The organism is Mucilaginibacter sp. NFX135 (assembly GCF_048565145.1).
Classification (GTDB): Bacteria; Bacteroidota; Bacteroidia; order Sphingobacteriales; family Sphingobacteriaceae; genus Mucilaginibacter.
In genome coordinates, this window is record NZ_CP183412.1 from 1,139,437 (window position 1) to 1,165,546 (window position 26,110).

23 protein-coding genes are annotated in these 26,110 nt (G+C 42.8%); 8 read left to right on the plus strand and 15 right to left on the minus strand.

Going from position 1 to position 26,110, the window contains the following annotated elements; all coding sequences use genetic code 11:
* Positions 1 to 23: 23 nt before the first annotated feature.
* Positions 24 to 1,394, minus strand: a complete 1,371-nt coding sequence (locus tag ACNURT_RS04980; protein ID WP_419700802.1) for a TolC family protein — start codon at positions 1,392 to 1,394, stop codon at positions 24 to 26.
* The gene (locus ACNURT_RS04985) at positions 1,378 to 2,025 is read right to left on the minus strand and encodes a TetR/AcrR family transcriptional regulator (protein WP_370994945.1); all 648 of its coding nucleotides are present in this window, start codon (positions 2,023 to 2,025) and stop codon (positions 1,378 to 1,380) included. The genes ACNURT_RS04980 and ACNURT_RS04985 overlap by 17 nt, the downstream gene beginning before the upstream one ends.
* A 252-nt stretch (positions 2,026 to 2,277) precedes the next feature.
* On the opposite strand from ACNURT_RS04985, the gene ACNURT_RS04990 reads away from it, so the two are divergent.
* A complete protein-coding gene (locus ACNURT_RS04990) occupies positions 2,278 to 4,743 on the plus strand; it encodes a PIG-L family deacetylase (RefSeq protein ID WP_419700803.1) in 2,466 nt (821 codons plus the stop codon).
* Between the two features lie 62 nt (positions 4,744 to 4,805).
* On the opposite strand, the gene ACNURT_RS04995 is transcribed toward ACNURT_RS04990, so the two are convergent.
* The gene (locus ACNURT_RS04995; RefSeq protein ID WP_419700804.1) at positions 4,806 to 5,816 is read right to left on the minus strand and encodes an IS4 family transposase; all 1,011 of its coding nucleotides are present in this window, start codon (positions 5,814 to 5,816) and stop codon (positions 4,806 to 4,808) included.
* On the minus strand, positions 5,803 to 6,195 hold the full coding sequence (locus ACNURT_RS05000; RefSeq protein WP_419700805.1) for a transposase DNA-binding-containing protein: 393 nt from the start codon (positions 6,193 to 6,195) through the stop codon (positions 5,803 to 5,805). The genes ACNURT_RS04995 and ACNURT_RS05000 overlap by 14 nt, the downstream gene beginning before the upstream one ends.
* Positions 6,196 to 6,551: 356 nt before the next feature.
* Between ACNURT_RS05000 and ACNURT_RS05005 the strand changes: the two genes are divergently transcribed.
* On the plus strand, positions 6,552 to 6,743 hold the full coding sequence (locus ACNURT_RS05005; RefSeq protein WP_370994943.1) for a hypothetical protein: 192 nt from the start codon (positions 6,552 to 6,554) through the stop codon (positions 6,741 to 6,743).
* A 108-nt stretch (positions 6,744 to 6,851) separates the two neighbouring features.
* On the plus strand, positions 6,852 to 8,564 hold the full coding sequence (locus ACNURT_RS05010; RefSeq protein WP_419700806.1) for a sodium:solute symporter: 1,713 nt from the start codon (positions 6,852 to 6,854) through the stop codon (positions 8,562 to 8,564).
* A gap of 25 nt (positions 8,565 to 8,589) precedes the next feature.
* On the opposite strand, the gene ACNURT_RS05015 is transcribed toward ACNURT_RS05010, so the two are convergent.
* Positions 8,590 to 9,441 (minus strand): DUF2911 domain-containing protein, encoded by an 852-nt coding sequence (locus ACNURT_RS05015; RefSeq protein ID WP_419700807.1) that lies wholly within the window; start codon positions 9,439 to 9,441, stop codon positions 8,590 to 8,592.
* 162 nt (positions 9,442 to 9,603) lie between these two features.
* Between ACNURT_RS05015 and ACNURT_RS05020 the strand changes: the two genes are divergently transcribed.
* Positions 9,604 to 10,791: a class I SAM-dependent rRNA methyltransferase gene (locus tag ACNURT_RS05020; RefSeq protein ID WP_419700808.1), complete on the plus strand. Its 1,188-nt coding sequence runs from the start codon at positions 9,604 to 9,606 to the stop codon at positions 10,789 to 10,791.
* 85 nt (positions 10,792 to 10,876) lie between these two features.
* On the opposite strand, the gene ACNURT_RS05025 is transcribed toward ACNURT_RS05020, so the two are convergent.
* The 7 genes from ACNURT_RS05025 to ACNURT_RS05055 all read right to left on the minus strand — a co-directional run bounded on the left by ACNURT_RS05025 (position 10,877) and on the right by ACNURT_RS05055 (position 18,589).
* Entirely contained in the window at positions 10,877 to 11,662 is a 786-nt protein-coding gene (locus tag ACNURT_RS05025; protein WP_419700809.1) for a TerC family protein, read from the minus strand.
* 281 nt (positions 11,663 to 11,943) lie between these two features.
* The gene (locus ACNURT_RS05030) at positions 11,944 to 13,323 is read right to left on the minus strand and encodes a hypothetical protein (protein ID WP_419700810.1); all 1,380 of its coding nucleotides are present in this window, start codon (positions 13,321 to 13,323) and stop codon (positions 11,944 to 11,946) included.
* Positions 13,304 to 13,870 carry a hypothetical protein gene (locus tag ACNURT_RS05035; RefSeq protein WP_419700811.1) on the minus strand — a complete coding sequence of 189 codons (567 nt, stop codon included), beginning with the start codon at positions 13,868 to 13,870 and terminating at the stop codon, positions 13,304 to 13,306. The genes ACNURT_RS05030 and ACNURT_RS05035 overlap by 20 nt, the downstream gene beginning before the upstream one ends.
* Positions 13,867 to 14,427: an RNA polymerase sigma factor gene (locus ACNURT_RS05040; protein WP_370994934.1), complete on the minus strand. Its 561-nt coding sequence runs from the start codon at positions 14,425 to 14,427 to the stop codon at positions 13,867 to 13,869. Before ACNURT_RS05040 ends, ACNURT_RS05035 begins: the two co-directional genes overlap by 4 nt.
* A 239-nt stretch (positions 14,428 to 14,666) precedes the next feature.
* Positions 14,667 to 15,200, minus strand: a complete 534-nt coding sequence (locus tag ACNURT_RS05045; RefSeq protein WP_419700812.1) for an AAA family ATPase — start codon at positions 15,198 to 15,200, stop codon at positions 14,667 to 14,669.
* 89 nt (positions 15,201 to 15,289) lie between these two features.
* Entirely contained in the window at positions 15,290 to 16,585 is a 1,296-nt protein-coding gene (locus tag ACNURT_RS05050; protein ID WP_419700813.1) for a M20/M25/M40 family metallo-hydrolase, read from the minus strand.
* A 135-nt stretch (positions 16,586 to 16,720) separates the two neighbouring features.
* Complete coding sequence (locus ACNURT_RS05055; protein ID WP_419700814.1) at positions 16,721 to 18,589, minus strand: M61 family metallopeptidase; 1,869 nt, start codon at positions 18,587 to 18,589, stop codon at positions 16,721 to 16,723.
* Between the two features lie 166 nt (positions 18,590 to 18,755).
* Here ACNURT_RS05055 and ACNURT_RS05060 point away from each other — a divergent pair, with 166 nt between their 5' ends.
* A complete protein-coding gene (locus ACNURT_RS05060) occupies positions 18,756 to 19,037 on the plus strand; it encodes a hypothetical protein (RefSeq protein WP_370994930.1) in 282 nt (93 codons plus the stop codon).
* A gap of 451 nt (positions 19,038 to 19,488) precedes the next feature.
* Here the strand turns inward: ACNURT_RS05060 and ACNURT_RS05065 are convergent, their stop codons facing one another.
* Positions 19,489 to 21,018: a serine hydrolase gene (locus ACNURT_RS05065; RefSeq protein ID WP_419700815.1), complete on the minus strand. Its 1,530-nt coding sequence runs from the start codon at positions 21,016 to 21,018 to the stop codon at positions 19,489 to 19,491.
* A 108-nt stretch (positions 21,019 to 21,126) separates the two neighbouring features.
* Between ACNURT_RS05065 and ACNURT_RS05070 the strand changes: the two genes are divergently transcribed.
* Together ACNURT_RS05070 and ACNURT_RS05075 are read left to right on the plus strand one after the other, a co-directional pair.
* Positions 21,127 to 23,313 (plus strand): S9 family peptidase, encoded by a 2,187-nt coding sequence (locus ACNURT_RS05070; RefSeq protein ID WP_419700816.1) that lies wholly within the window; start codon positions 21,127 to 21,129, stop codon positions 23,311 to 23,313.
* A gap of 131 nt (positions 23,314 to 23,444) precedes the next feature.
* Positions 23,445 to 23,924, plus strand: a complete 480-nt coding sequence (locus ACNURT_RS05075; RefSeq protein ID WP_370994927.1) for a hypothetical protein — start codon at positions 23,445 to 23,447, stop codon at positions 23,922 to 23,924.
* A gap of 64 nt (positions 23,925 to 23,988) precedes the next feature.
* Here ACNURT_RS05075 and ACNURT_RS05080 read toward each other — a convergent pair whose 3' ends face one another.
* Together ACNURT_RS05080 and mutY are read right to left on the minus strand one after the other, a co-directional pair.
* A complete protein-coding gene (locus tag ACNURT_RS05080) occupies positions 23,989 to 24,408 on the minus strand; it encodes a single-stranded DNA-binding protein (protein WP_370994926.1) in 420 nt (139 codons plus the stop codon).
* 23 nt (positions 24,409 to 24,431) lie between these two features.
* On the minus strand, positions 24,432 to 25,481 hold the full coding sequence (gene mutY / locus ACNURT_RS05085; protein WP_419700817.1) for an A/G-specific adenine glycosylase: 1,050 nt from the start codon (positions 25,479 to 25,481) through the stop codon (positions 24,432 to 24,434).
* A 335-nt stretch (positions 25,482 to 25,816) separates the two neighbouring features.
* On the opposite strand from mutY, the gene ACNURT_RS05090 reads away from it, so the two are divergent.
* On the plus strand, positions 25,817 to 26,110 hold the full coding sequence (locus tag ACNURT_RS05090) for an HU family DNA-binding protein (protein WP_090470293.1): 294 nt from the start codon (positions 25,817 to 25,819) through the stop codon (positions 26,108 to 26,110).

Genomic DNA, 26,110 nt, shown 5'->3' on the forward strand with positions numbered 1-26,110 from the left:
ATATAGTATTGATTGGTTTAGTATTATTGTTTGTTAATTTTTCCAGTTGATTTTAATAAGGTATAGTAAGCCAAACCAGCATCGGCTTTTGCCAGTTCCAGGTTGATCTGGGCCTGATAAAGTAATGTTTCGGCATCAGCGCGATCTGTAGCTGAGGATATATTGCTCTTATATTTTGATTCCAATATTTTATTGTTCTCGCCGGCCTGCTCAATAGCTACCTGTAAAAGCTTAATCTTGTTTAAAGCCGAAGTATAGTTCTGGTAGTCCTGGTTCACTTCATCCTTAATACGATCAACCATAATGTTTTTATTGATCACAGTTTGTTCGCGCTCAATTTTAGCCTCGGTAACCTTGTTTTTGTTGGTCCATAATGAGCTAAAGCCCCATGACAGGGTTAAGCCGCCTGTTAACGGTGTAATGTAGTTACCGCTTTTAGGGATAGGGTTGATATTGGCATCTATATAATAGCCAGCAACTGATGCTACCAGCGTAGGCAACGTATTGCCTTTGATGCTTTTAATGTTGGTTTCGGCTACTTTAGTGCGTAGGTCAAACTGTTGTAGCTCGGGCCTGTTGCTCATTGCGGTATCCAGGTAATTACTAAATGGAGCAACTTGCCGGTCGGCTTCAGTTATCTGGTCGATGTTGAGCTGGGTGCCTTCAGGTAATCCTAACAATACATTCAGGTTGTAGTTAACAATGCGGCGGTTTGTTTCCAGATCGACGCCGTTAATTTCAATGTTTGATCTTTGCAGCTGGAAACGCAGTACATCATTTTTAGTTACCAATCCCTGTTCAAAAAATCTTTGCGCCTGTTTAATCTGCGCGTCAACGGTGGCCAAGTTTTGAGCGACTACCTTTTTGCTTTGCAGCACTTTATACAAGCTGTAGTAGGAGCTGATAATATCATAAACGATCTGATCTTTATCATTCACCGCATCCAAACGGGCAACCTGGGTTAACAGGTCTGTTGACTGACGGGCGTACTTAAGCTTATTGCCTTCAAAAATAGTTTGATTCAAGGTCAATATACCCAGGTAAGCATCGGCCCGGTTGGGTAAGTTAAAACTTTCGGGACCTAAAGCCAGCCTGTTTGCCGGAATCTCAGCATGATTGTAGCCATAGCTTATTTTACCGGTTGGCAACGATTGGTCTTTAGCCTGGTTGTATTCAGAAACAGCCTGGTCAATTTTTGATTGTGAAAGCTTTAAGGTCTTGCTGTTTTCCAGACCAAGTTTTATAGCCTCATCCAGGGTAATGGTTCTGTCCTGCGCATTTGCGGTTCCCACAAATAGCGAAGCTGTTATTACAAACGTAATAGCATACAGGCAGAAAGGGTGCACTGCATTAAACAGTGAGAGGTGGTTGGTTTTTTTATTTAGAGTTGTCATTTTCATTAACTAAATACGCTTTTAATAGGGTTTTTAAATATTTTTTGATACGGGGCTTAAATTGTTCCTCCAACACTTTTTCGTCCTGTATATCAACACCCAGCATGGTTGATGACATCAGCGGGGTATTCATAATGAAGTTTTTGGTTCCATAAAGCGTGGCCACTACCATTTGCATGTCGGTATCTTTACTAAATTCACCATTGTCCATTCCTTCCTGTATTATCCTGAACAGCTCAGATACACTTTTCATCAACATATTGCGTATGGTTTCGGCAAGCTCAGTGCGGCGGTTCATGGTCAATTCCTGATAGAGCAATTTCTGGAAGCAGTTGTTGTTCACTACCCGGTCGCCATAGATCTCGATATATGATTCTATTTTTCCCCAGGAGCTGATGCTTTCGTCGTTACCTAAAATTTGCAGTATGTTTTGAAACGAGATGATCTTACGTTCAATAACCGCAAGGAATAAGCCTTCTTTTGAACCGAAATAATAGTTGAGCATGGCCATATTTACACCGGCTTCGCCCGAGATCATACGGGTGGAAGCACCGTCAAAACCCATCTCTGAAAACACGCGCTCGGCTACGTCCAGAATGTGGTCCTTTTTATCTATCTTATCTTTGTCCATTTTCTTTTAACGGCACAAAATTAATCAAACGATTGATTAAAGCATAGCGATCCTGGCCAAAAAGCTAATCACTTGATTAAGATTACTCATGAATGACAGATTTGTTTTACTAATCAGCAGAAATTTTAGGTTATTACAGCAATTATGGTTTGCCTGTTATCCGTTTGAAATATAGCGCATTCCATATTTATGCAATGTTATATTATTGATATAAAGATAATAAATTTCCATCTTTCAAATATATTTGCCAGCATGAAGCGGATAAACCTCATTACCATCTTTTTATACCTTTCAACCTTCGTATCAGCACAAACCTCGCCACCGGCCGATTTGGGCGCTATACAGCAAAATTTTAAAAAGCTCAATACACTGGGCAGCGTGTTGTATATAGCTGCTCACCCCGATGATGAGAACACCCGTTTGCTGGCTTATCTGGCCCAGGAAAAGCATTACCGCACCGGTTACCTTTCCTGCACAAGGGGCGATGGCGGTCAAAATCTGATTGGAAATGAACAAAGTGAACTTTTGGGATTGATACGTACGCAGGAATTGCTGGCCGCCCGCCGCATTGACGGTGCCGAACAGTTTTTTACCCGCGCCAATGATTTTGGCTTTTCCAAAGGTCCTGAAGAAACACTGAAAATATGGGATAAGGATAAGGTGTTGGGTGATATGGTTTGGGTGATCCGTAAGTTCCGGCCCGATGTGATGATATGCCGTTTCCCCACAACCGGCGAAGGCGGCCATGGCCATCATACTTCATCGGCTATATTGGCGCAGGAAGCATTTACGGCAGCGGCCGATCCTAAACGTTATCCCGAACAGTTAAAATATGTGCAGCCCTGGCAAGCCAAACGCCTGCTTTGGAATACTTTTAGCTTTGGCACTATAAACACTACCGCGGCCGATCAGTTTAAAATTAATGTAGGTGTTTATAACCCCATTTTAGGGAAAGGCTATGGTGAACTTGCTGCCGAAAGCCGTAGTAACCATAAAACACAGGGTTTTGGCTCGGCCAGGCAACGCGGCGAAATTTATGAATATTTTAAAACCATTTTGGGTGATGTTCCGCAAAACGACCTGATGGATGGTGTTAATACTACCTGGAAACGGGTAAAAGACGGCGAATCTATCGGTGCAGCCATCGGCATCATCAACAGGGATTTTAATGCCGAAGCTCCCGAAAAGTCAGTGCCAGCTTTAGTACAGTTGTTGGGTAAGGTGGAAAAGGTTTCTGATATATACTGGCGAACCCAAAAAACAAAAGAATTGAGCGAGCTGATTGCCGCCTGTTCGGGCTTATGGTTTGAGGCTTACGCCACGGAACCAACATATGCCCTTGGCGATAAGATCCAGGTGCGTGCCCAGGTGGTTGACAGGTATAGCAACAGGGTAAAGATCAACAGCATAGGGTTTCAAAATAATGTTTCCAATTTGAACAGCCAGGTGATCCCGGCCAATCAGCAGCAAACATTTGAGCAAAGCGGTACTGCCGATAAATTAACACAACCTTACTGGCTGGAAACCCCGCATAGTATAGGCGCCTATAATTTACCTGATGAAACATTGGCCGGAAATCCCGAAAACCCCGACCTGCCCAAAGTTGATTTTGAATTTATTATAGAAGGCAAACCGGTTCATTTTGAACGCAGGCTGTTATATAAATATGTAGACCCGGTAAGGGGCGAGGTTTATCAGCCGCTGGAAATTACACCGCCGGTTACCGCCAATATCGAAAACCAGGACTATATTTTTAATTCGTTACAGTCTCAAGTGGTTCAGGTAAAATTAAAAAGCTTTACTGAGGCCAGCGGCAATATCAGCCTGAAACCCATCGACGGCTGGAAGATCGATCCCAAAAAAATTGAATTTACAGGGAAAAATAAAAATGACGAGTGGACGGTAGCTTTTACTGTTGCACCAACGGATAATAAACCCCGGATCAATAATTTAGAAGCCCTGGTAACGGTGAACGGGAAAACTTTTTCACTGGCTTTGCGTCGTATCCGGTATGATCATGTGCCGGCTATTACACTATTCCCACCCGCCGAAACCCGCTTGGTAAACCTCGACCTGAAAATTGCAGGGAAAAAGCTGGCTTATATTACAGGCGCCGGCGATCTGATGCCCGAAGCCTTGCGCCAGGTAGGTTATGATGTACATCTGATTTCAGAAGGCGAGATCATGAATACCGATCTTTCCGTATATGATGCCATTATTACCGGGGTTCGTGCCTATAATGTGAACGAACGCCTGCCCTATGAACAAAATCGACTGATGGATTATGTTAAAAATGGCGGTAATTTATTGGTACAGTATAATAATAACTCAGGTCTGGTGGTAAAACAGATCGGCCCATATCCTTTCCGGGTAGTGAATCAAAGGATTACCGACGAGAATGCAGAAGTAACTATACTGGATAAACAAAGTCCGGTACTTAACTATCCAAATAAAATTACCCAGGACGATTTTAAAGGCTGGATCCAGGAGCGTGGACTGTATTTTGTAAGCGATATAGACCCGCAATACAAAGCCATTTTACAAATGAACGATAAGGGTGAGCAACCTAATAATGGATCATTAATAGTTGGTGATTACGGCAAAGGTCGGTTTGTATATACCTCCCTCGCATTTTTCAGAGAACTACCTGCCGGCGTACCAGGTGCTTACCGCTTGTTTGTGAATTTATTGAGTAAGCCGAAGGGGCAATCGTTGTAAAGTAAAGGTCACTCTGGGTATGTGCGATTCCCTCCCGTTGGGCTACTGTGTGGACACATCTTTTAGTTGTAATCTTGATAGAGTAGCCATCCTTCATAAACGTTATAGAATTTAGCCAGGCCCTTTTGCAAGACGATCGGGCCTGGTTTTCTTTGAGAAGTATACCCTTTCCAACCACCTATGCGTGCAATTATCCATGTTGCCCATTTCAGGGTGTTTACTTTTGCCGTGTTCTTTAACTTCTCTGTTGCCCCTTCCAACTTTTTGGCTATCATTTGTAAACATTTTTGTTCCTGGTGATCAAATACCTCATCTATAGATTGTTCATTATCATCCTGATATGCGAGCATCATCTGCAGGATACGCAGACTTGCCATCATCGCCAACAAAGTAAGTTTGCGTATAGCCCAACCTTGTTCCAGTTGAGATTTTTCGATTCTGAAGCCGTCTGTTTTAAGTAAACGGTGGATCTGTTCAATATGCCAGCGCTCTTTATACCAGCAAATGATCTGCAAGGCCTGTTCGGCTGTTGTTACTTCATGTGTGGTTAATATCCGCCAGTAAATACCTTTGTTTTGTTCAGCTGCCTCTACCACATATATTTCCTGAACGTTTGCCAATTGTTCATTTCTGCAGGAAACCGGCTTTAAAAGCTCAACCTTAGCCCATTTTAGCCCCATTCGAACAATACCCTTACTGCTGGCCTTTCTGATATCGCCCGCTACAGCAAGATCATAACTATACATAACAGGTAAGGCATTCAGGCAACCGCTTAGCTTTAATTTCCCGCTTATCAGCCGGTCATGATTAGAGCGGATCAGTAAATGTACTTTGTCTTTTTCAACTACGTCAAACAGATCGTAAATGTCGCTTTCCCGATCTGCAACGATGGTTATCGCATTTGCCTGCTCCAATAACGCTTTACTCTGATTGGCTGCCGCTATCCATTTATAAGATTCTTTTTCCTGGATAGGTAAATGCTGATAATCACGATCATGTTTCCCCGGAGTATCTGCGGGCCTTTCCCATGTTTTAATATAAGAATAGCCCAATGCATGACTATTGCTCTGCATCAACTACTAAACTACTATGCAACATAAAGCCCAGAATATCATCCCTTGAAGTAGTTCCTAATCCACTTTTAGGTTTAATTCGTCCCCGCTTGGATGAAAAGTTAAACTCTGTGGTATCTTGTATACACAATAAATGGCGGCCCGAACTTAATGTCCGGCAACGATCAACTATACTTTTTTCTATAGCGCTTTCGCTGAAACTTTCGTTGTTAAACAAACGATAGAAGCTTTTTTGTTCTGCATCTGTTTCTGTGATCTGTCGTAAACTACTATTACGGCCCGTGGTTAGCTTCCTTAATGCATCAGTCGCACGCCTTTCTATCCGTTTATCGCCAAATGCTCCCTTAAAATCAGGGTTCGAATTTATAGGTTCATCCATTTCGCAAAAATCGAACTTTTATAGCATACTTGTGTCCACACAGTAGCCCTACGGGAGGGTGTAGGGAGGGGTTAATAAGCATTGCAAAATTCCTGTATGCAGTATAAACCCCTCCCTGCCTTTGCGCACCAACCAACCGCACCCCTCTCGTGGGGAGGGAATCTTGAAATTTCAAAAAAAAGAGCCTGTCATCCTGAGCTTGTCGAAGGGCGTGCGTAGAGGCCTTCATACCATGCTTCGACAAGCTCAGCATGACACCCTTATTCTTTTTTTCGCCAACCCTTTTATACTGAAATAATTTATTGGTAAAAATCAATTAATCATCTATTTTTGCAAACGTTATAATTAACAGTAATATGAAACATCACGAAGAAGAAGAAAAAAGCCTTGATTTTGTATTTTATCTTGTTGGCTTAGTTTCCGGGCTTTTTATAGGAGCAATAATTGATAAAGGATTTACCTGGATAGCCATTGGTGGTGTTTTGGGCTTATTAACCGCCGGTTTCTTTGTAACTGTATTGGTTAAAGGCCGTGGTGAAAAGGCCTGATCCTGATCTGCCCTCATTTATAAAAAATTGGAACCAGTTTTACGGCATTGTAGTTGTATGGCTGGTTTTTTTAATTTTAGTATTTTGGCTCATTACAAAATTATTTGAATGAGTTTACCCGATTGGATAGTTTTAGGCCTTACGCTGCTGGTCATTGTAGTTTATGGCGTATGGAAAAGCGGCAGCAATAAAAATATCGATCAGTTTTTAGTGGGTAACCGCTCGCTACCTTGGTATCATGTCGGGTTTTCGGTTATGGCCACCCAGGCAAGCGCTATTACTTTTCTTTCGGCACCTGGTCAGGCTTATTCCGATGGAATGCGATTTGTGCAATTTTACTTCGGGTTACCGCTGGCCATGATTGTGCTGTGTGTAACCTTTGTGCCTATCTTCCATCGCCTTAAAGTTTATACTGCTTACGAGTTTCTGGAACAGCGTTTCGACCTGAAAACCCGGGCGCTTACTTCCTTCCTTTTTTTGGTGCTGCGCAGTCTGTCAACCGGGGTAGCTATTTATGCGCCAGCCATTATTTTATCAACTATTTTAAATATCAACACGGTTTATACCACGCTGTTTATAGGCGGACTAGTTATATTTTACACCGTTTATGGTGGTAGTAAAGCAGTATCATACACCCAATTGCTGCAAATGAGTATCATATTTGCCGGTATGTTTTTGGCCGGTATACTGGTGGTTAATCTATTACCATCGGGCGTAGGTTTTACACGTGCCTTGAAAATAGCCGGTAAGCTGGGCCACATGAACGTAATAGACTGGAAATTTGACTGGAGTAACCGCTATACCGTATGGAGCGGTCTGATAGGCGGCTTCTTTTTGCAGTTATCCTATTTCGGTACAGACCAAAGCCAGGTTGGACGTTATTTAACGGGCAGCTCTGTGGGGCAAAGCAGGCTGGGCCTTATTATGAATGGGCTCATCAAGATCCCTATGCAATTTCTTATCCTGTTGATTGGTGTACTGGTTTTGGCCTTTTACCAATTTAACAGGCCACCCATATTCTTTAATAATTACGAGGTAGCACGGGTAAAGCAAAGCGGTTACGCAACCCAGTACAATTATCTCGATCAGCAATACACCCAGGCTTTTGAACAGCGCAAAGCAAAAGCCAATGACCTGGTAAAAGCTATTGACGGCAAAAATGAGGATGAGATAGATCGTGCGAAAGATGCTTTAAAAGTAGCTGATATTCAGTCGCGCATCATCAGGCAGGATGCCATTGCGCTCATGAAAAAGAATAATGTAAATGCCGATGATAATGATACCAATTACGTATTCCTGACCTTTGTAAAACAGTACTTGCCCCGCGGACTGGTTGGGTTGCTGATAGCCATTATATTTTTGGCTTCTATGGGGTCAACAGCAAGCGCCCTTAATTCACTGGCCTCAACTACCGTGATCGATATTTATAAACGCACCATAAATAAGGATGCGTCGGACAAAAACTACCTGCTGGTATCTCGTATTTCAACCGTGTTTTGGGGCGTGGTATGTGTAATTATGGCTTTGTATGCCGGCAAGCTGGGTAACTTGCTGGAGGCCGTAAACCAGTTAGGCTCTTATATATACGGAACCGTATTGGGGGTATTTATAGTTGCTTTTTATATGAAACGGATAAGCGGAACCCCCGTGTTTATTGCCGCTATTGTTAGCGAGGGGGGCATATTATATTTAGGCCTGAGTAAAACAGTGGCTTATTTGTGGCTTAACCCCATCGGGTGTTTCTTAGTGATGATTGTGGCTTACCTCATCAATAAATTTATGCAACAAAAAAGCCCGGGTCAAATAGAATCGGGCCTGTAATGTTTTACAGTTTGTTGTCTGATAACTAATCTTTGGCCTGACTAAGCGCTTCCAGGTTCAATCGCAGGTATTCGTCGTCATTACTTTCCTTTGAAAGCTCGATACCGGCTTCGGCAGCGGCTATTGCACCAGCCTTATCCCCTTTTCTTAATAACAAGCGCGATTCCCACAGTTTAAACCATGGTACTTTAGGCTCTTCTTTTTCGGCTTCGGCTACCCAGCCTAAAGCTTTGTTCACATCTTTATTATTTTCATAATACCACTGAATAGCATTAAAATAATAAGGTTTACGGTCGCCTTTCATCAATTCGTCAATATTGGTCATGATCTTGGCATCATCATCAGTTTCCATGTGGATTGCAGCGGCTGTATGATCCCAAACCAGGTAAAGGTCGGTCGACCGGGTCGTAGAATTAGCAAACGCCATGGTAAATGTTTCCCGTTTTTCATTTACACGGATTGATTTTACATCAAAGCGTAAAAGGTCGTCGGCTTGCTTATAACTATAAGCGCCCCATTGTTTAGCTGTTTTATTCAGGATGATGGTCCACTCGCCTCTTTGCGGGATACTGAATAATGAATAGGTACCAGGAGGTACTGCATGACCTTCAATGATCACTTTTTCGGTAAAAGTAATGGTAGTTGCGGCATTGGCTCCTGTGCGCCAAACCTCGCCGTAAGGAATAATGCCACCAAATATTTTACGGTCCTTAACATTAGGCCGGGAGTAGGTAATGGTAACCTTGCCCAGTCCAAAATCCTGGATAATGGTTTGTGTAGAACTGGCCTCAGGGATACGGGGTACTGCCTGAGCATCGCTTTTATAGCTTACACATGCCAATAGCATGGTGGCTAAAAATAAGTAAGTCTTTCTCATGTTATGTTTTCGATACTAAGATACCAAATGTTTTTAATCGGGAAATATTGTATTGGAGTAATAAAATTTATGAAAGTTTAATGAGGTTATCAGTTCAAAGGCATAAGTAACAAGCTTTTTGCATTTGGCTTTCAGCCTTAAGCTTTTTATTACCTTTGCGCTATGATTGATGTGATATTAAACAAGGGTAAAGAGAAAGCTGTTTTGCAAAGGCATCCCTGGGTATTTTCGGGCGCTGTTGAAAAAGTAAAGGGTAAACCCGCCAATGGCGATGTAGTACGGCTGCTTAATGCAAAAGGCGATTTTATGGCCTATGGTTTTTATAACGATCAATCGCGGGTTGCCCTGCGCCTTTTGGAGTGGGATGAGGCCGTTGAAATTAATGACGACTGGTTTCGCCGTAAACTGGCTACGGCCATTAAAAGCAGGGCTCATGTATTAGCAAACGGAACCAATACCTGTCGCCTGGTTTTCAGCGAGGCCGATTATTTGCCGGGCTTAATTGTGGATAAATATGCTGGTCATCTGGCTGTTCAGGTGCTTACTTCGGGTATGGAGCGGGTGATGCCTGTAATAATTGATGAATTGCAAAAACTGCTGAGCCCCGAAAGTATATCTGATAAAAGCGATAACTCCTCACGGGCCCACGAAGGCCTTGCCGAGGCCGAAAATAAAGTACTTTTTGGTAATCCCCCGCCTGAAATTGTAGAAGTGCTGGAGAATAATATTGTTTATGGCATCAATATCACCGAAGGCCAAAAGTCGGGCTTTTATTGTGACCAGCGCGATAACCGCCATATAGTAGCCAACTATGCTACAGGGAAAAAGGTATTGGATTGTTTTTGTTATACCGGCGGTTTTACGCTCAATAGCTTAAAAAATGGTGCGTCGTCGGTAACCAGTGTAGATAGTTCGGCATTGGCTATTGAAACTTTGAAAGAAAATATCCTGTTGAATAAATTGGATGCTGATAAACATTCGGCCATAAAATCTGACGTGAATGTGCAGTTGCGCAAATTCAGGGATGATGGCGAAAAGTTTGATGTTATTGTACTCGATCCGCCAAAGTATGCTCCCTCGCGCTCTGCGCTGACAAGGGCTTCCAGGGCTTATAAAGATCTGAACCGTTTGGGCATGCTGCTGCTGAACGAAGGCGGCCTGTTGGCTACCTATTCCTGCTCCGGTGCCATGGATATGGAAACCTTTAAACAAGTAATTGCATGGGCCGCGCTGGATGCCGGGAAACAAGTGCAGTTTATTTACCAGTTTCATCAACCCGAAGATCACCCGGTAAGGGCCTCCTTCCCCGAAGGGGAATATTTGAAGGGTTTGCTGTGCAGGGTATTTTGATTTGGAGTAAAGATTTATGGAGTAAGGAGCAAGGACTTTTCTTCTTACTCCATAAACTTTACTCTTCGTTCCTTTTATCCCTGTTCTAAAAATCTTTGTTCTTTATTCCGATAATCTTTGCTCCCTTTTTCACCGCCTTTGCTTTCATTTTCAAATTCAGCATCTCTACCAGTACCGAAAATGCCATGGCGAAGTAGATGTATCCTTTAGGAATATGCTGCTCAAATGCCTCGGCCAGGAGCGAAACACCTATCAGCAACAGGAACGACAGCGCCAGCATTTTTACCGTTGGGTGCTTGTTCACAAACCCGGCCACGCCGTTTGATGCCCACATCATAATGCCTACGGCGATAACAACAGCCAGTATCATGATCTCGACATGGCTGGCCATTCCTACGGCGGTAATTACAGAATCGAGCGAGAAAACGATATCCAGTAGCATGATCTGGACGATGGTACCCCAGAAGCTGTGCCGCTTTATCTTTTCAGCACTTTCTTCTTCGCCTTCAATTTTATGGTGGATCTCGGCGGTACTTTTATAGATCAGGAACAAGCCGCCGATGATCAGGATCAGGTCGCGACCGGATATGGCCAGTTTTTCCACCCAATCAGCATCCGTAACATTAAAAATATGTGCCAGATTAAACAGAGGCGCGGTAAGCGTCATTACCCAACTGATGGATAACAAAAGCAATACCCGGGTGATCATGGCCATGCCTAAACCCAACCTTCGGCCCTTAGCCTGCTGGTTTGCCGGCAGCTTGTCAGATAAAATAGAGATGAATATCACATTGTCAATGCCCAGAACAATCTCCAGCAAAGTAAGGGTAACGAGTGATATCCAGGATTCGGCATTCGCAAAAATTTCCATAGCAGGCTAAATTGTTTGCCTCTAAAATAACAAAACCCCTGCCGAAAATGGCAGAGGCTTGCGCTCAATGTTAAAATATTAAGGTGTTTGTGAAGAAGCAAGAAATTAGAATCAAGAGTTAAGAGTCAGGAATCAAGGCCAATCATGTCATTTGCGATAGCGTGGCAATCGCATGCTATACAGAGTGAATATGCGTAGTTCGTGATTGCTTCGTGCTGCGAAATGACATATTTTTTTCTTGCTGAATCTCTTAATTCTTGACTCTCATCTCTTGACCCTTTTTAGTCAAAGCTTACGCTGCCGTAGCTGGTGTTAATAGTTATGTTTTTATCGTTTGAGCCTTTACCCAAATGGCCTTTATAGTTCTTGGTAGGGTTATAACCTCTATCGTTATCAGCTGGACTTTTGCTGGTGATATTGATATCATGACCGCCGTAATTAAAGCTGCCATAGCGTACGGTTACGTCAAAATCGGCGTTTTGCTCATTGCTGATGCCCAGTTTAACGCTGGAGTAGGAGGAGTTTACCGCTAAATTCTTTACGTTTTTATCCACCTCGGTAATATTCAGGTTGCCGCTGAACTTTACATTGATGTTACCCGAAGTAGTGATGCGACCAATTTTAGCCGAGCCGTAGCTGATGTCGGCATTCAACTTATTACATTCGCCCAGATTCAGGCTGCCATAAGCTACGTCCAGGTCGCTACCGTTAAGCGAGCCAATGGTGGCACTGCCGTATTTAACCGTGATCTGGTTACCCGGATTGCTTAGGTTTTTGGCTACCAGGCTGCCGTAAGAGTTATTAATATTTAATTTCCCATCCAGATCCGGCAGACTGGTGGCTCCGTATTTATTACTTACGTTTAATGGATTTTTGGATGGCATATATACCGTGTAATTCACTTCAATTTTGCGCACATTGTTACGTTTGCCGCCAAATAACGACCATGAGCTGCCATTGTCATCATTGTTGATACTGGTTTTAAAATAAACGCCAGAGCCATCTTTGCTATCCCTAATGGTGACATTATCCAATAGTTTCTGCGCCAGTTCGTCATCATTGGCGCCCACTTTTATCTGTACGTCAACCTTTACCTCGCTTTTGCTCCAGGTATTCACGGTTATTTTGCCGAATCGGTTGTCCAGGTTAATCACATCGTTACCACCTATTGAATAGCTTTTGCTATAGTTTTTTATCTTTTCAACACCATCATCATGCTGCTTGTCAGTATCAGTGTTATAGCTAAAATCGGTATCAAATTCCTTAAAACCTAAAGCTATCTGCGGCGCTATATTATTACTGAGATCACAGGCAAGGTTCATGGCACTGTCATTCAACTTGTAGTTAAAGTTTTGGTCAATATGCTTAAACTGTTTGTCAAAACCTTTAAGTTTAAGATTCATCTGCAGTTGGTGTTGCATGTTGAGTTTGTTCATGCGTACCTGCAGGTCCTTTATTTTAATGTGCAGATCCTTCATTTTTAACTGAAAGTCTTTGCTGTCGGGTGGCGTCAATTTGTTTAAGGGAGCCATCGGGGGTGCAGGTGGAAGCACGGGAACCGGAACCGGCGGCGCAGGGGTTTGCTGTGCAAAACTGATCGTATTAACGGCTAACAGGGCCATTAAAGCAAACATCGACCGTTTAAATATTTTTGATTTCATCTTTTTGGTCTTTTTTCATTTGATTGAATTGTTCTATTACACTCAATTGCTGATTAAGCACCTCGGTTTGTACCTGCAAGTTCCGGATCATGGCACGTAAAACACGCTCCTGGTTGGGGCTGGTGGCTAAATCGGCATTAAGCCTTTTATAGGTAGAATCCATTTTGGCTATTTCGGCGCTAAACTCTTTATACAGCTGCGGATCGGCTTTAGCAACCGATTTCAGCTCGGTCAATTTTGTTTCAACAAGCGATGCATAGTGCATTTGCTGTTTGGCATACTCAGGGTTTATGGCGGCCAGGTCCACGGTTTTTGCGCCTTTTTGGCTTTGGAGGTATATTCCGAAACCGATGCCCATGACAACAATTACCGACGCGGCGACGCGAAGTACGAAAGCGAGCGAAAAAGTTTTGGTTTCCTGCTTTTTTGGCAACTCCTCCGGCATGTTGAGGCTTTGCTCAATTTTGCTCCACAGATCGGCCGATGGCTCAATCTCGTCAAACTCTTCGCGGTTGTTTTTAATGAAATCTTCAAATCGCTTGCTCATAATTCTGTTCCTTTCCTTTTTAAAATTTCCATTAATTTTCTTTTAGCTCTCAAAAACTGTGTTCTTGAGGTGTTTTCTGATATATTCAATATTTGTCCTATTTCTTCATGATCATAACCTTCCAGCAGGTAAAGCGACAGTACCACACGGTAACCATCGGGCAGTTGTTTCATGCCTTCTTTTACCAAAGCCACCTGGTATTGTATGTCTTCATCATCTTCTGGTTCTTCATCCGGTATATTTTCCAGATGGTCGCCCTCCAGTTCAATCAGTTCCAGTCTGCGCTTGCGCAACAGGTTGATAGAGCGGTTCACCACAATTTGTTTCAACCATAAACCAAATGTAGTATCCTGCCTGAAATCCCTTAATTTGTTAAAAGCATCCAGAAAAGCTTCCTGCAAAACATCTTCAGCTTCGGCAATATTGCCCACGATCCTAAAGGCGACGTTCAACATCGCTTTAGAATACAACCGGTACAACTCGTAACTGGCCTTTTTGCTTCCCTGTTTGCATTCAACCACCAGGTTATAATGCTTATCTACATATATGGCTTCCAAATTTCTGATCAGGTTTCAGATTAAATGACGCATCAGTTTTTGCAACGTTGCATCACCATGAAAAATAATTTACAGGAATAATAATTTTTTTTTCAAATAGGCGTTCTTGACCGTTGATTTAAGATGATTACACTGATGTCGTTGATTTGCTTAAACGCTTATTAACATAGTAAAAGGAGATATTCCTAATCCAGATATACGCTCTAAATAAGATCAAAAAAGCTGCGTAATCAATGAAATCATCTTAAATCAACGGTCAAGAAATTATCAACGGCTTTCACCGCGTTTTCATATCGGTCGTTCCCTATGCCGGATATGACCACGTAGCGGGCCTGTAATGCGGTAAGTTCCTGATGCCATATGGCCATAAAATGTTCACGTAATTCGGGGAAATTACGCAAAGGGTCATCCTGCCAGGGCAGGTCGATATCTAACAATAAATAAAAATCGTAAGGGTGTTTGGGAAGTTCGTCCAGTACTTCCTGCGGTGCCCGACCAAACATATGCTCGCTCCATATTTTTACGGTTAAAAAAGTGGTGTCGCATATCAGGAGCCCATTGGCTTTGGGTAGCAAAGCGGTTTCCAGCGCCAGTTGCCCTTGAAACATGTTGATCTCATCCTGCCAGGTACAGGGCCCGGTAAGCGCCGCACAATACTCCCGTGAATACTCGGGTACGGCAATGGTATGATAATGCGCGGCCAGATAATCAGACATGGTTGATTTTCCCGTTGATTCAGGCCCGACAACCGCTATTTTGGGAATGTGTTTCATGTGGTATCAAATGAAAATAGAGACGCATGTAATGCGTCTCTACAATGATTAAACGTAGAGACACATCACATGTGTCTCCTGCTGTCCTATTATCTTTCCAGTTTCGGTACCCTTGTAGGCGTATCCTTACCCGAAACAATAGTGCGAGAACTTAAGGCTATGGCCCGGATGGTAGAGGTGATATTGTTTACATCCAGCGAGCTAAATTCGTCTTTTACGGTATGGTACAGTTTATCAATATCTATCTGATCGGTTGATATGGTATGAGCCGGTACACCTTTTTCTGCTAATGACGCGTTATCGCTGCGGTAAAACAGGTCCTGATCTGGATAAGGATCGGGGTGAAACTCAAATTTGGTTCCCTTGAGGTTATTCTGCAGGATGGTGCCAAAATTGGAACGCTCAAACCCGGTGATAAAAGCCGAATTTTCACCAAATTTAGAAGCCTTGCCGATCATCTCGATATTGAACATGGCTACCACTTTATCCGGATCAACCTGGGTAGCAAAATACTGTGAGCCGTATTCGCCTATCTCTTCGGCGGTAAAGGCCACAAAGATGAGCGTGCGGGCATTGTTATTTAACTTTTTGTAGTATTTGGCTAAAGATATCACAGCCGTAGTGCCCGAAGCATCATCATCGGCACCGTTGGCTATGCTATCACCCTCCATGGCCTTGATGATACCCAAATGATCATAATGGCCCGAGAAAACTACAAACTCATTAGGCTTGGTTTTACCGGGGATGATACCTGCTATGTTAAACAGCGGCAATTCTTCGCTTTTGTTTTCATAGCTGATATTAAAGGAACTGATATTATCAAACTTGCCTAATATAAATGAAATGGAAGAAGCCGTTTTGCCTTTAAAACTCACGTTGCCTCTTGACGAATAATCGCGGATGCGGTTAAACAGACTCTGGAATTTTGGATCGACGATCATCAGTGTTTTTTTGCCGCTTTTTTGTGCGCCCATATATTCCTGCCTGAAATTTTTGTCGGCGGTTACGTTTACCACCTGTACATCCTTGTCGCTGGCCCAGGTAAAGGGTGCGCTGCCAATGGTGAAAACGCTATCGGGTACAATAGCTTTGCCATTTATTACCGCGGTTGTTTTTATGGGCGTTGAGCGTATCATCGTAAAACTCTGGCGGTAACCTGTATTGCCTGTCAGTGGTTTTAAGCCCGCTTGGATATACTCGCCCTCAATAAATTTGGCTGCTTTTTCAATACCCGGAGTAAAAGTTGCCCGGCCCTGCATATCATCGGCACTCAGGGTTTTGATGATGCGGGTTACATCATCCTGGTCAATCAGCTTGTTTACATCTTGCCCAAAGCTGTAGGTTGATGCAGCTAAAAGAGCGGTTATTATGGCGAGTTTTTTCATGATTATTAGCTTTTTCCCTCATGTCATTTCGAACGAGGTACGAGGAGAAATCTTTTGCAAGCGATATACTAAACGTTTAAGATTTCTCCCTCCGGTCAAAATGACAAGTGGGGTGTTAATTTGAGTCTGCAAATTTTATTTAACTTTTGATTGTAACCAGTTATTACGGAAAGTTTCCTGTTCTTTTGAAAGCGTTTTGCCTGCTTTTTCATAAGTAACCACTTCAAAGTACGGGCTTTCTTCCAGCGCAATGGTAGTTTCATGAGCGCCGGTGCGGTTCTTATAGTTCACAGTTATTTTGTCGCCTGGTTTTTTGCCGGCCAGTACATCCGAGAATGATTTTGGATCGGTAATGGTTTGGCCATCGGCTTTCAGTATAATATCACCTGCATCTAAACCCGCTTTGTAAACCGGTGTACCTATAATGGTGCTCGACAGGATAGGTAATCCCTCGGCACCGGCAGCACGCTGCTGACCCGAACGGCCGCGACCTGCATTGGTAGCCAGTGAACCTGCCCATGCTTTGCCGGGCTGCATTTTACGCAGTACCAGTCCGGCTTTGTTCAATAGTTCCTCATAATTGTTTTTGTCGGTACCGTAAATGTAGCGTTTAAAGAAATCGGCGGCAAACTTGGGGTTGTTGGTCATCTTTGCCAAATCGGCCTGCAGATCGGGAATGGTATATGGTTTCATGACCTTGCCGCGGTTTAACCAAACCTGGCGCATATAATCGTCAAGCGTAAGGTTAAATTCGCCACGCAAGCGCATATCCAGCGCCAGCGCTATGGCGCCCCCATAGGTGTAATAGCTGGTAAAATCGTTGATATTGTTGTTTGGGTCGATAGATACCCCGGCATCGGCAAATACCGAGTAACGGCTCATTTGTGTTGCCGGATATTTGGCAGCACCCGGTGTATTCAGGATCTGGTTAACCAGGCCGGCCAGCGTGCGGGTATAATCATCAAGAGGCGTAAACCCCGAGCGGACAAGCAGCAGCTCGCCATAATACTGGGTAAAGCCCTCGGCAAACCAAAGCTCGCTGCTCATGTTGGCATGCTCGAAATTAAAGGGTTCTAACGATTTTGGACGGATGCGTTTTACATTCCAGCTGTGGAAATACTCGTGAGAGAATATGCCCAGCAGGTCGTTCTCATTACCGGCAACCTTATTCAAGGGATCAACAATACAGGTGGAGTTGCGGTGTTCCATACCATCGCCCGAGTCGGTTGGGTAAACATCTGTCAGGAAAGTATATTCGCCGTAATCATAAGCAGGCAGTTCGCCAAAAACGGCTTTCTCTTCCAGTACCAGCTTTTGAACCATTTTACCGAAATTATCCACCGTGGCCTGGTCGTCATCAGAATGGATGCTTACATTTATTTTTTCTTTTTTGCCGTCGGTATTGGTCACATCCCAGTTGGTTACCCTGGAATTGGCCAGCTCGGTAGGGCTATCCATCATGTATTGCAGGTTTGGCGCGCTGTACACGTTGGCGCCTTCGGGTTTTAATTGTGTGGATACCTTCCAGCCGTATTTATCCAGGTCATTAAATTCAAATTTGACAGGTCTTTTTTCCTGGCCCAGCACCCACATAAAAGCGGCAGGCATGTTTAAGTGGGCATGACTGGGATCAATACTGGCATAAGTGCCATCGGTCCAGTTGCCAAACAGGGTATAACTTATTTTGATATTGTCCGGATGGGTACCCACTTCATACAGGTCGCCCTCTATTTGCGTAAAAGGAATTTCTGTACCATCAATAGCGGTTACTTTAACATTATAGATGTTTTTACCAAACTCATGCGTGGCATAACGCCCTGCCGATGAGCGACTCATCCGGAAACGTAAACTCATAGGCGCCTGTGGAATGGTCATCACCACTTCTGCCTCATGATGAGCGGCATTGGGGAATGATATGGAATAATAAATGGGTTTTATTTTATCCTGCGCTATAGCGGCAGTGCTCAATAAAGCAGCAACGGTAAATAGAAATATTTTTTTCATGAAGATCAGTATTATACTGGGCTGAAATTACAAATTAATCGGTGAAAAATGGAGTGGTGGTTTGTTAGTTGATAGCCACATTGCAGACGACAGGATGAGTTGGCCGTTTGATGATTTTAAACCGCATCTGAACTATTATACGTATATTTAAACAAATACCGAACTCATGATCCTTTTTTCAAGAAGAAATTTACATTATACCGATTACAAATGGAGTGTTTATAATCAAAACGATCCGCGGGTAAACGGTAAACCGGACACTACGCCGTTTACTAAGGATGAGGGCAATGAGGTAGTTTACCTGATCAATAAATTAATGATACTTTGGGATTACCGCTTTGCCAATACCGGTAACAAAATGGAAAAACTGATACATGACCAGTTACCTCCCGAAATTACCATGCAGGAAGATGTACAGCAATGGCTTAAAGCTAATTTGAAGTTTTAACATCTTACAAAACTTTTAGCAATAAAAAGATATCCCAGAACAGGAATGGGATTTTGTGCCCAATTAGCCAGCTCCGAAGTTATTATTTAATGATAACAGCGGTTCTTCTATCTATCTGATTATTTCGTTATATTTGTATATAACAAAACGGCCCGGTTCTTTGTAAAAAAGAGAACCGGGCCGCTTTGTTTACGGAAATAAAAAGCCAAAAAACTAACTGTTTGATATATAGGTTATTTGACAATCAATTATTTAATACTTTTTAAAGTTTTCAAAACTGCTCAAAAACGAGTTGGAATTTGTTAAAAAGTGTTAAAACGAGGTTTTTTCAACGGTTTTTTACCTGTTTTAGCCTGTTTTCGCGTAGAAAAGTGTTAAAATTTAAGGTTTAAAAAGTTTTTTGAGAGGTGTTTGACGATTAGTTTTGGCGCCACTCAATACTCACAACTCGCTATTCCTTTTTAAAATCATAAGCGCCGCGTTCTACAAAGTCGGCTACCTTAACTTTTACGCCAGTAACCCTGCCATTTTGTACATTGAACGGAAAAATAGCCTTACCCATAACCGGGTCAGAAAAAGTTACAAAGAAACGGTTACCACCCAGCGGTTGCAATTTGGCAAACATGGTGGGATGATGTTCAAAACGCATTTCCAGGTCGCTGTTTTCGCCCTGGGTTACGGTCATGCTGCCATAAAAGCTGTTGGTATACTTGCCGAGGTAGGAAGCTGAGGGTAATGCTGGTTTCAAGGCAAGCGCCACAGTATCACGTAGTTTGCGCTCAGCTTGTTGTTCGGAAGTGGTGTGTGCCTTATAATTTTTCAGGTAAGCATCACTGTAATTATGATAGGGCCTGCCAAAAAAGGCATCCAGAATTTCCCAGCGCAGGGCCTCATAAAGCAGGTTTTGATCGGTATTGGTGAGTATCACAATACCCAGGTTGTCCTGCGGTGAAAGGGTAACTGATGATAAATAGCCGTTTACGCCACCCTCGTGCATAATCAGGCGGTGGTTTAAATAATCCTGTATAAACCAGCCCAGTCCGTATAACTCAAAATTGTTTTCGCCATTCAGGTGGTATTCGCTGCCTACTATATCCTGCGGTTCGCGGGTGGCCATAACGGCTGCTTGGGGTATAATTTGGCGGTTGCCTACTTTGCCATTGTTTAGTAAAGCCATTACCCACTTGCCCATGTCGCTGGCCGATGAACTGATGGCGCCGGCTGGGGCAAGTCCGTCCAACTGGCAATAAGGTATAGGGGCAAGCCTGCCGTCGGTTAGGGTATGTGGTACGGTACGGTTGAGCGATTTAGGCAGATCTTTAGTTAATGCCAGGGTATTAGTCATACCCAGGGGAGCAAAAATGGCCTCTTTGAGGTAAACCTCCCATGGTTTGGTAGTTACCCTGGGAATAATTTCGCCGGCTGTTAAAAAAGCGGCGTTGGTATAACCCCATTTGGTACGGAAAGGGTAGACAGCTTTAAGTTCGCCAAGCTTTTGGATCACCTGCTGGCGGGTAAGATTGGTGTTGTAAAAAGTGAAGTCGCCCTGAAAGGTCTGGAAACCAAGCCGGTGGCATAGCAGATCGCGCACGGTAGCTTCCTGGCCGGCAAATTTATTCTCCAGTTTAAACTCAGGAATATATTTGGTTACTTTTTCATCAAGGGATAATTTATTGTTAGCCTGAAGCATAGCCAAAGCGGTGGCTGTAAAGGCTTTGGTATTGCTGCCTATCATAAACAGGGTGTTGATATCAACGGTATTTGGCAGCCCCAGTTCTTTAATACCATAGCCCTTCACCAGTACTATTTTGTTATCCTTTATAATACAAACCGCAATTCCGGGTACACGCCAGTTGGTTAAAGCCCGGCTGATATACAGGTCAAGACTGTCCCTGATAAACTTGGAGCGGTCGGTATGCTGGGCCTGAGCGGTTGTAAAAAGAGAGAAACAAATAACAAAAGATAGCAATATTTTTTTCATTACACTGGATAATTTACGTGCTTGATTTGTGCTAATTTAATGCAAAATTTACAGCGGCTTTACTTAATTATAAAATAACGCCGCAATCTTCATTAAAACACGCAGTATATGAAATTTTTTCGTTTGGGATCATTATTCCTTACCGCTGTATTGCTCATTTTGGGCGGGTACACAGCAAAAGCGCAACGGCTGCCAACCCATTGGACAAAGGATGGTTACCAGTATTACAAAATTACCGGTGATGGTATCCGAATCCTGGATACCCGCGATACCGGCAAAAAAACCTTGTGGATAAGCAAGGATATGCTTACCCCGCAGGGGCAGGCTCCGTTGAGCGTAAAAAGGTTTTCGGTATCAGCCGATGGCCAAAAATTATTGATCAATACCAATACCAAAAAAGTGTGGCGTTATGATACTCGGGGCGACTATTGGGTGTATGATACCAATACCAAAAAATTATGGCAACTGGGTAAAAACCCGCCGGAATCGTCGCTAATGTTTGCCAAGTTTTCGCCCGATGGTAATAAGGCCGCCTATGTAAGCGGGCATAATATTTACGTAGAGGATCTGGCAGATGCCTCGGTTAAGCAATTAACTACAGATGGTAGTACCAGGTTAATCAACGGAACGTTCGACTGGGCTTATGAAGAAGAATTTGGCTGTCGCGATGGTTTCCGCTGGTCACCAGACAGCAAATCGATAGCCTATTGGCAAATAGATGCTACCAAAATAAAAAGCTACCTGATGCTGAATACTACCGACTCTATATACCCTTATGTGGTACCTGTAGAATACCCTGTTGCCGGCCAGGATCCCAGTTCATGCAAAGTAGGCGTTGTGGATATTACTACCGGTAAAACTAATTGGATAAATACCCCTGGTGATGCCGTACAGCATTATATACCACGTATGGAATGGACATTGAACTCCAACGAAATTATCCTGGAGCAACTGAACAGGGCACAAACCGAAAGCAGGGTATTTATCGGCAACGTATCAAATGGTACTGCCCGCCTGATCCGTGAAGAAAAAAGCAATGCCTGGATTGATGGCAAAGAACGCTGGAACAATGGTGACCCCATGGGTTGGGAATGGGTAAATAAAGGTAAAGAGTTTTTATGGGTTAGCGAAAAAGATGGCTGGAAACATATTTACCGCGTAACCCGCGAAGGTAAAGAAACACTGGTAACCAAAGGGGATTACGATGTGATCAGCATAAACCTGATTGATGAAACCTCCGGTTATATTTACTTTATGGCTTCGCCGGATAATGCTACGCAGAAATATCTGTATCGCATTAAAATTGCCGGTGCAGCAAAACCTGAGCGGGTTTCACCGGCCGATGAACTGGGTACGCACGGTTATGATATATCGCCAAACGGCAAGGTTGCCCTGCATAATTTCTCCAATAGTTATACACCACCTGTAAGCGAGGTAGTGAGCCTGCCCGAGCATAAGCATATCGGTGGCAGCACTATAACACTGGATAAAAATGCCAAAAACAAGACCGAATTTTTTAAGGTTAAAACGGTTGACGGTATTGAAATGGATGGCTGGATGAAAAAGCCCACCAATTTTGATCCGCATAAAAAATATCCGGTGGTATTTATGGTTTATGGCGAACCGGCTTCGCAAACGGTTACCGATACATGGGGCGCTGGCAATAATAGACTTTATGTAGGCAGTATGGCCGATGACGGGTACATCTATATGTCGGTTGAAGGGCGTGGTGCACCGGCTCCAAAAGGCACAGCCTGGCGCAAGGCTATCTATAAAAATATAGGTATCGTGAACATCCGCGACCAGGCAATGGCGGCAAAGGAGATCTTAAAATGGCCTTTTGTTGATTCAACCCGTATAGCTGTTCATGGCTGGAGCGGTGGTGGTTCATCAACCCTTAACCTGATGTTCCAGTACCCGGATATTTATAAAACGGGTATAGCTGTAGCTGCCGTCGGCGACCAGCTGACTTATGATAATATTTATCAGGAACGCTATATGGGCGTACCCGTTAATGATGAAGGCCGTGCAGCATTTATCAAAGGATCGCCGGTTACGTATGCCAAAAATCTACGCGGTAATCTGTTATATATTCATGGCACAGGCGACGATAACGTTCATTATAAAAATGCCGAAGAGCTGATCAATGAGTTGGTAAAGTATAACTGCCAGTTTGAATTGATGTCGTATCCCAATCGCACACACAGTATTTCTGAAGGTGAGGGTACGGGACAACATTTAAGAACACTGTTCACCAGGTATTTAAAAGAGCACTGCCCGCCGGGTGGCAGATAGGTAAATGTATCAGCAAAATTTTGAGTTTACTCTCTGCGCCTGTGACACGGTGCAGAGAGTTTTTTGTTATGACTGTATCATTATAGTTTAAGGGGGCGTAAAGGTTGTTATACTTATCAAAATCCTGTTTTATGAAAAAAATAGCCAATCTTAACGCAGCTTTTACCCCATTGATATTGGCGTTGTTGTTTATGTTCTCTGCTTGTAAAAAAGACGCAGCTAATAACGACAACCTGATAGGAAAATGGCAGACAATTATTCCCTTGTCAACGCAGAAATCCGCCTACGAATTCAAAAGCGATCAGTCTTATGAACATACATTGTATGGTATCGATACCGTCACCAAAAAAGATCTGGGTATACTTGCCCGGGAAACGGGTAAATACAAGCGTACCGGTGCCAAATTAGTGCTTTATGATATATTGAGTTATCTGAGTAAAGATGGTAACCCTGCTCCTATTGATGATCTTAAAGCTATTGAGGGCTTAAAAACTATAGATTACGATATAGCTGTTACCGGTGGCAATAAGCTTATTTTAAATCATCAATGTGGTATTAATGAACTTTGCACTGCCAATTATGTGCCACCATTTTATTATAGGCTACAGTGATGTAATCATACTATAAAAATGTCTGCTGGTAATTTCAGCGGGCATTTTGCAGGCAGTACAGATATCAATAGGATTGATCACCATTTGTTGGGTTATCCAGGTAATTGAGCTGATCTTCTGGTTTAAAGCTCGATCTGTTTTCACCTTCAAAATCACTTTTGCGGCCAAGCATAGTGAAGTTTTCGGCCACTACTTCGGTGGTGTATTTTCTAATACCCTCTTTATCTTCAAAGGAGCGGGTACGTAGTTTGCCTTCAATATAAACTAATTTACCTTTTTGTAAAAATTTGGCAGCCATATCGGCCAGGCCACGCCACATTACAATATTATGCCATTCGGTTTGTTCAACTTTGCGGCCGTCTTTGTTAAAGGTTTCAGAAGTAGCTAAAGGGAAACTGGTTACGGATACTCCGCCTTCTAAAATTCGTACTTCTGGATCTTTACCTAAATGACCTACAAGTATTACTTTATTAATTCCTGACATGCCATAAAATAACGAAAATTATTTTATAAATTAAAAATATATTTTATTAATATAACTATGGGTTTTGGAAGAGCTAAATTTGGCAGGTTTTCAACTGTAGCGTAAAACCAGTTGAGTTCTAATTTAGTGGGCTTTGATTGTACTTTGATGACTCTGATATTCAGCCGTTGGTGGGTAAGTATATGCTTTTGTATCGGTACGATATCTTCTGATATTTTGATGTCATTGCCAAAAAACTCTTTTACCGCGGGATGATCCATCAGTTCAGGGAACGGTAAAAGTGAAGCGGTTTCCACCATAGGAAGGTCGTATAAATTGGCCCAGATGTCTTTATCGGCCCTTTTGTTCATTAATATGGAGTTACCATCGGTTACTAAAAAGTAATTAAAAAAGCGTTCGCGCACTTTTACCGTTTTTAATTTAACAGGTAAGGCAGTGGTGGCGTTAGTTGTAAAAGCCACGCAACTCAAGTGTACAGGGCAAATACCGCAAGCCGGATTTTTTGGTTTGCATAACATGGCGCCAAACTCCATCATGGCCTGATTATGTAATCCTGGAGTTTTCTTATTAATTAAATTATTGGCAAGTTCCTGGAATGTTTTTTTACCTCCGGTTGAATTGATCGGTTCAGCAATGCCAAAATAACGGGCAAGTACCCGGTAAACATTGCCATCAACAACAGCTTTGGCTTCGTTTGCCGAAAATGAGGCAATAGCCGCAGCGGTGTACTCGCCTATACCTTTTAATTTAATGAGCTCATCATAACGCTGAGGGAATTTACCCTGGTATTGCTCTTGCACCAGTTTGGCCGTTTTAAGCATGTTACGGCCGCGTGAATAATAACCCAGGCCTTGCCATAGTTTTAATACCTCATCCTCATGAGCCGTGGCAAAACTACTTACGTTTGGAAATCTTTCTAAAAAACGATAAAAGTAAGGCATCCCTTGTTCCACCCGTGTTTGCTGCAGGATGATCTCCGAAAGCCAGATTACGTAAGCATCGGTAGTATTGCGCCAGGGGAGGTCGCGTTTATTTTGAAGATACCATTGTACCAATTCGTCAGTAAAATTCATGGCTGCAAAAGTAAGGACTTTTGTGAGGAGCAAAGAGTAAGGATTTTTGGAGTAAGGATTTTAGGATAAGGTATTTTTAGACCTTAGAGGAAGGTAAGAAATATGTCTTTGATCCTTGTTCTTTGCTCCCGAAATCCTTGCTTCCTCAATCCCTTATCCTTACTCTAAAAATCCTTGCTCCTTAACGATTTAGCTTGCAATTTGTAACGATATTGTCCGTTTTGCATACTTGCAAAAAAAAAACTGTTAAATATTTCGCTCTTAAAATATAAAGCGATACTTTTGCAACCCCAAAACAGTTAAGTATTTATATATTAAATAAAAGTAAATCAGATATGACTAAGGCAGAAATTATAACTGAAATCTCATCTAAGACAGGTATAGAGAAAGTAGACGTGCAGGAAACAGTTGAGGCATTTTTTAAAGTAGTGAAAAGCTCAATGGTTGGCGGCGAGAACGTTTATGTAAGAGGATTCGGAAGTTTTGTTGTAAAGAAAAGAGCGAAAAAAACAGCCCGCAATATTTCAAAAAATACTGCCATCATTATTCCAGAGCATTTTGTACCAAGCTTTAAACCAGCAAAAACTTTTGTTGAAAAAGTTAAAACAGGTAACAAAAACAGCAAATAA

What these genes read in the sequence shown, in the direction of transcription:
- ACNURT_RS04980 (WP_419700802.1), bottom strand. Translation starts at nt 1,394, where the DNA reads ATGACAACTCTAAATAAAAAAACCAACCACCTCTCACTGTTTAATGCA.
- ACNURT_RS04985 (WP_370994945.1), bottom strand. Translation starts at nt 2,025, where the DNA reads ATGGACAAAGATAAGATAGATAAAAAGGACCACATTCTGGACGTAGCC.
- ACNURT_RS04990 (WP_419700803.1), top strand. Translation starts at nt 2,278, where the DNA reads ATGAAGCGGATAAACCTCATTACCATCTTTTTATACCTTTCAACCTTC.
- ACNURT_RS04995 (WP_419700804.1), bottom strand. Translation starts at nt 5,816, where the DNA reads ATGCAGAGCAATAGTCATGCATTGGGCTATTCTTATATTAAAACATGG.
- ACNURT_RS05000 (WP_419700805.1), bottom strand. Translation starts at nt 6,195, where the DNA reads ATGGATGAACCTATAAATTCGAACCCTGATTTTAAGGGAGCATTTGGC.
- ACNURT_RS05005 (WP_370994943.1), top strand. Translation starts at nt 6,552, where the DNA reads ATGAAACATCACGAAGAAGAAGAAAAAAGCCTTGATTTTGTATTTTAT.
- ACNURT_RS05010 (WP_419700806.1), top strand. Translation starts at nt 6,852, where the DNA reads ATGAGTTTACCCGATTGGATAGTTTTAGGCCTTACGCTGCTGGTCATT.
- ACNURT_RS05015 (WP_419700807.1), bottom strand. Translation starts at nt 9,441, where the DNA reads ATGAGAAAGACTTACTTATTTTTAGCCACCATGCTATTGGCATGTGTA.
- ACNURT_RS05020 (WP_419700808.1), top strand. Translation starts at nt 9,604, where the DNA reads ATGATTGATGTGATATTAAACAAGGGTAAAGAGAAAGCTGTTTTGCAA.
- ACNURT_RS05025 (WP_419700809.1), bottom strand. Translation starts at nt 11,662, where the DNA reads ATGGAAATTTTTGCGAATGCCGAATCCTGGATATCACTCGTTACCCTT.
- ACNURT_RS05030 (WP_419700810.1), bottom strand. Translation starts at nt 13,323, where the DNA reads ATGAAATCAAAAATATTTAAACGGTCGATGTTTGCTTTAATGGCCCTG.
- ACNURT_RS05035 (WP_419700811.1), bottom strand. Translation starts at nt 13,870, where the DNA reads ATGAGCAAGCGATTTGAAGATTTCATTAAAAACAACCGCGAAGAGTTT.
- ACNURT_RS05045 (WP_419700812.1), bottom strand. Translation starts at nt 15,200, where the DNA reads ATGAAACACATTCCCAAAATAGCGGTTGTCGGGCCTGAATCAACGGGA.
- ACNURT_RS05050 (WP_419700813.1), bottom strand. Translation starts at nt 16,585, where the DNA reads ATGAAAAAACTCGCCATAATAACCGCTCTTTTAGCTGCATCAACCTAC.
- ACNURT_RS05055 (WP_419700814.1), bottom strand. Translation starts at nt 18,589, where the DNA reads ATGAAAAAAATATTTCTATTTACCGTTGCTGCTTTATTGAGCACTGCC.
- ACNURT_RS05060 (WP_370994930.1), top strand. Translation starts at nt 18,756, where the DNA reads ATGATCCTTTTTTCAAGAAGAAATTTACATTATACCGATTACAAATGG.
- ACNURT_RS05065 (WP_419700815.1), bottom strand. Translation starts at nt 21,018, where the DNA reads ATGAAAAAAATATTGCTATCTTTTGTTATTTGTTTCTCTCTTTTTACA.
- ACNURT_RS05070 (WP_419700816.1), top strand. Translation starts at nt 21,127, where the DNA reads ATGAAATTTTTTCGTTTGGGATCATTATTCCTTACCGCTGTATTGCTC.
- ACNURT_RS05075 (WP_370994927.1), top strand. Translation starts at nt 23,445, where the DNA reads ATGAAAAAAATAGCCAATCTTAACGCAGCTTTTACCCCATTGATATTG.
- ACNURT_RS05080 (WP_370994926.1), bottom strand. Translation starts at nt 24,408, where the DNA reads ATGTCAGGAATTAATAAAGTAATACTTGTAGGTCATTTAGGTAAAGAT.
- mutY (WP_419700817.1), bottom strand. Translation starts at nt 25,481, where the DNA reads ATGAATTTTACTGACGAATTGGTACAATGGTATCTTCAAAATAAACGC.
- ACNURT_RS05090 (WP_090470293.1), top strand. Translation starts at nt 25,817, where the DNA reads ATGACTAAGGCAGAAATTATAACTGAAATCTCATCTAAGACAGGTATA.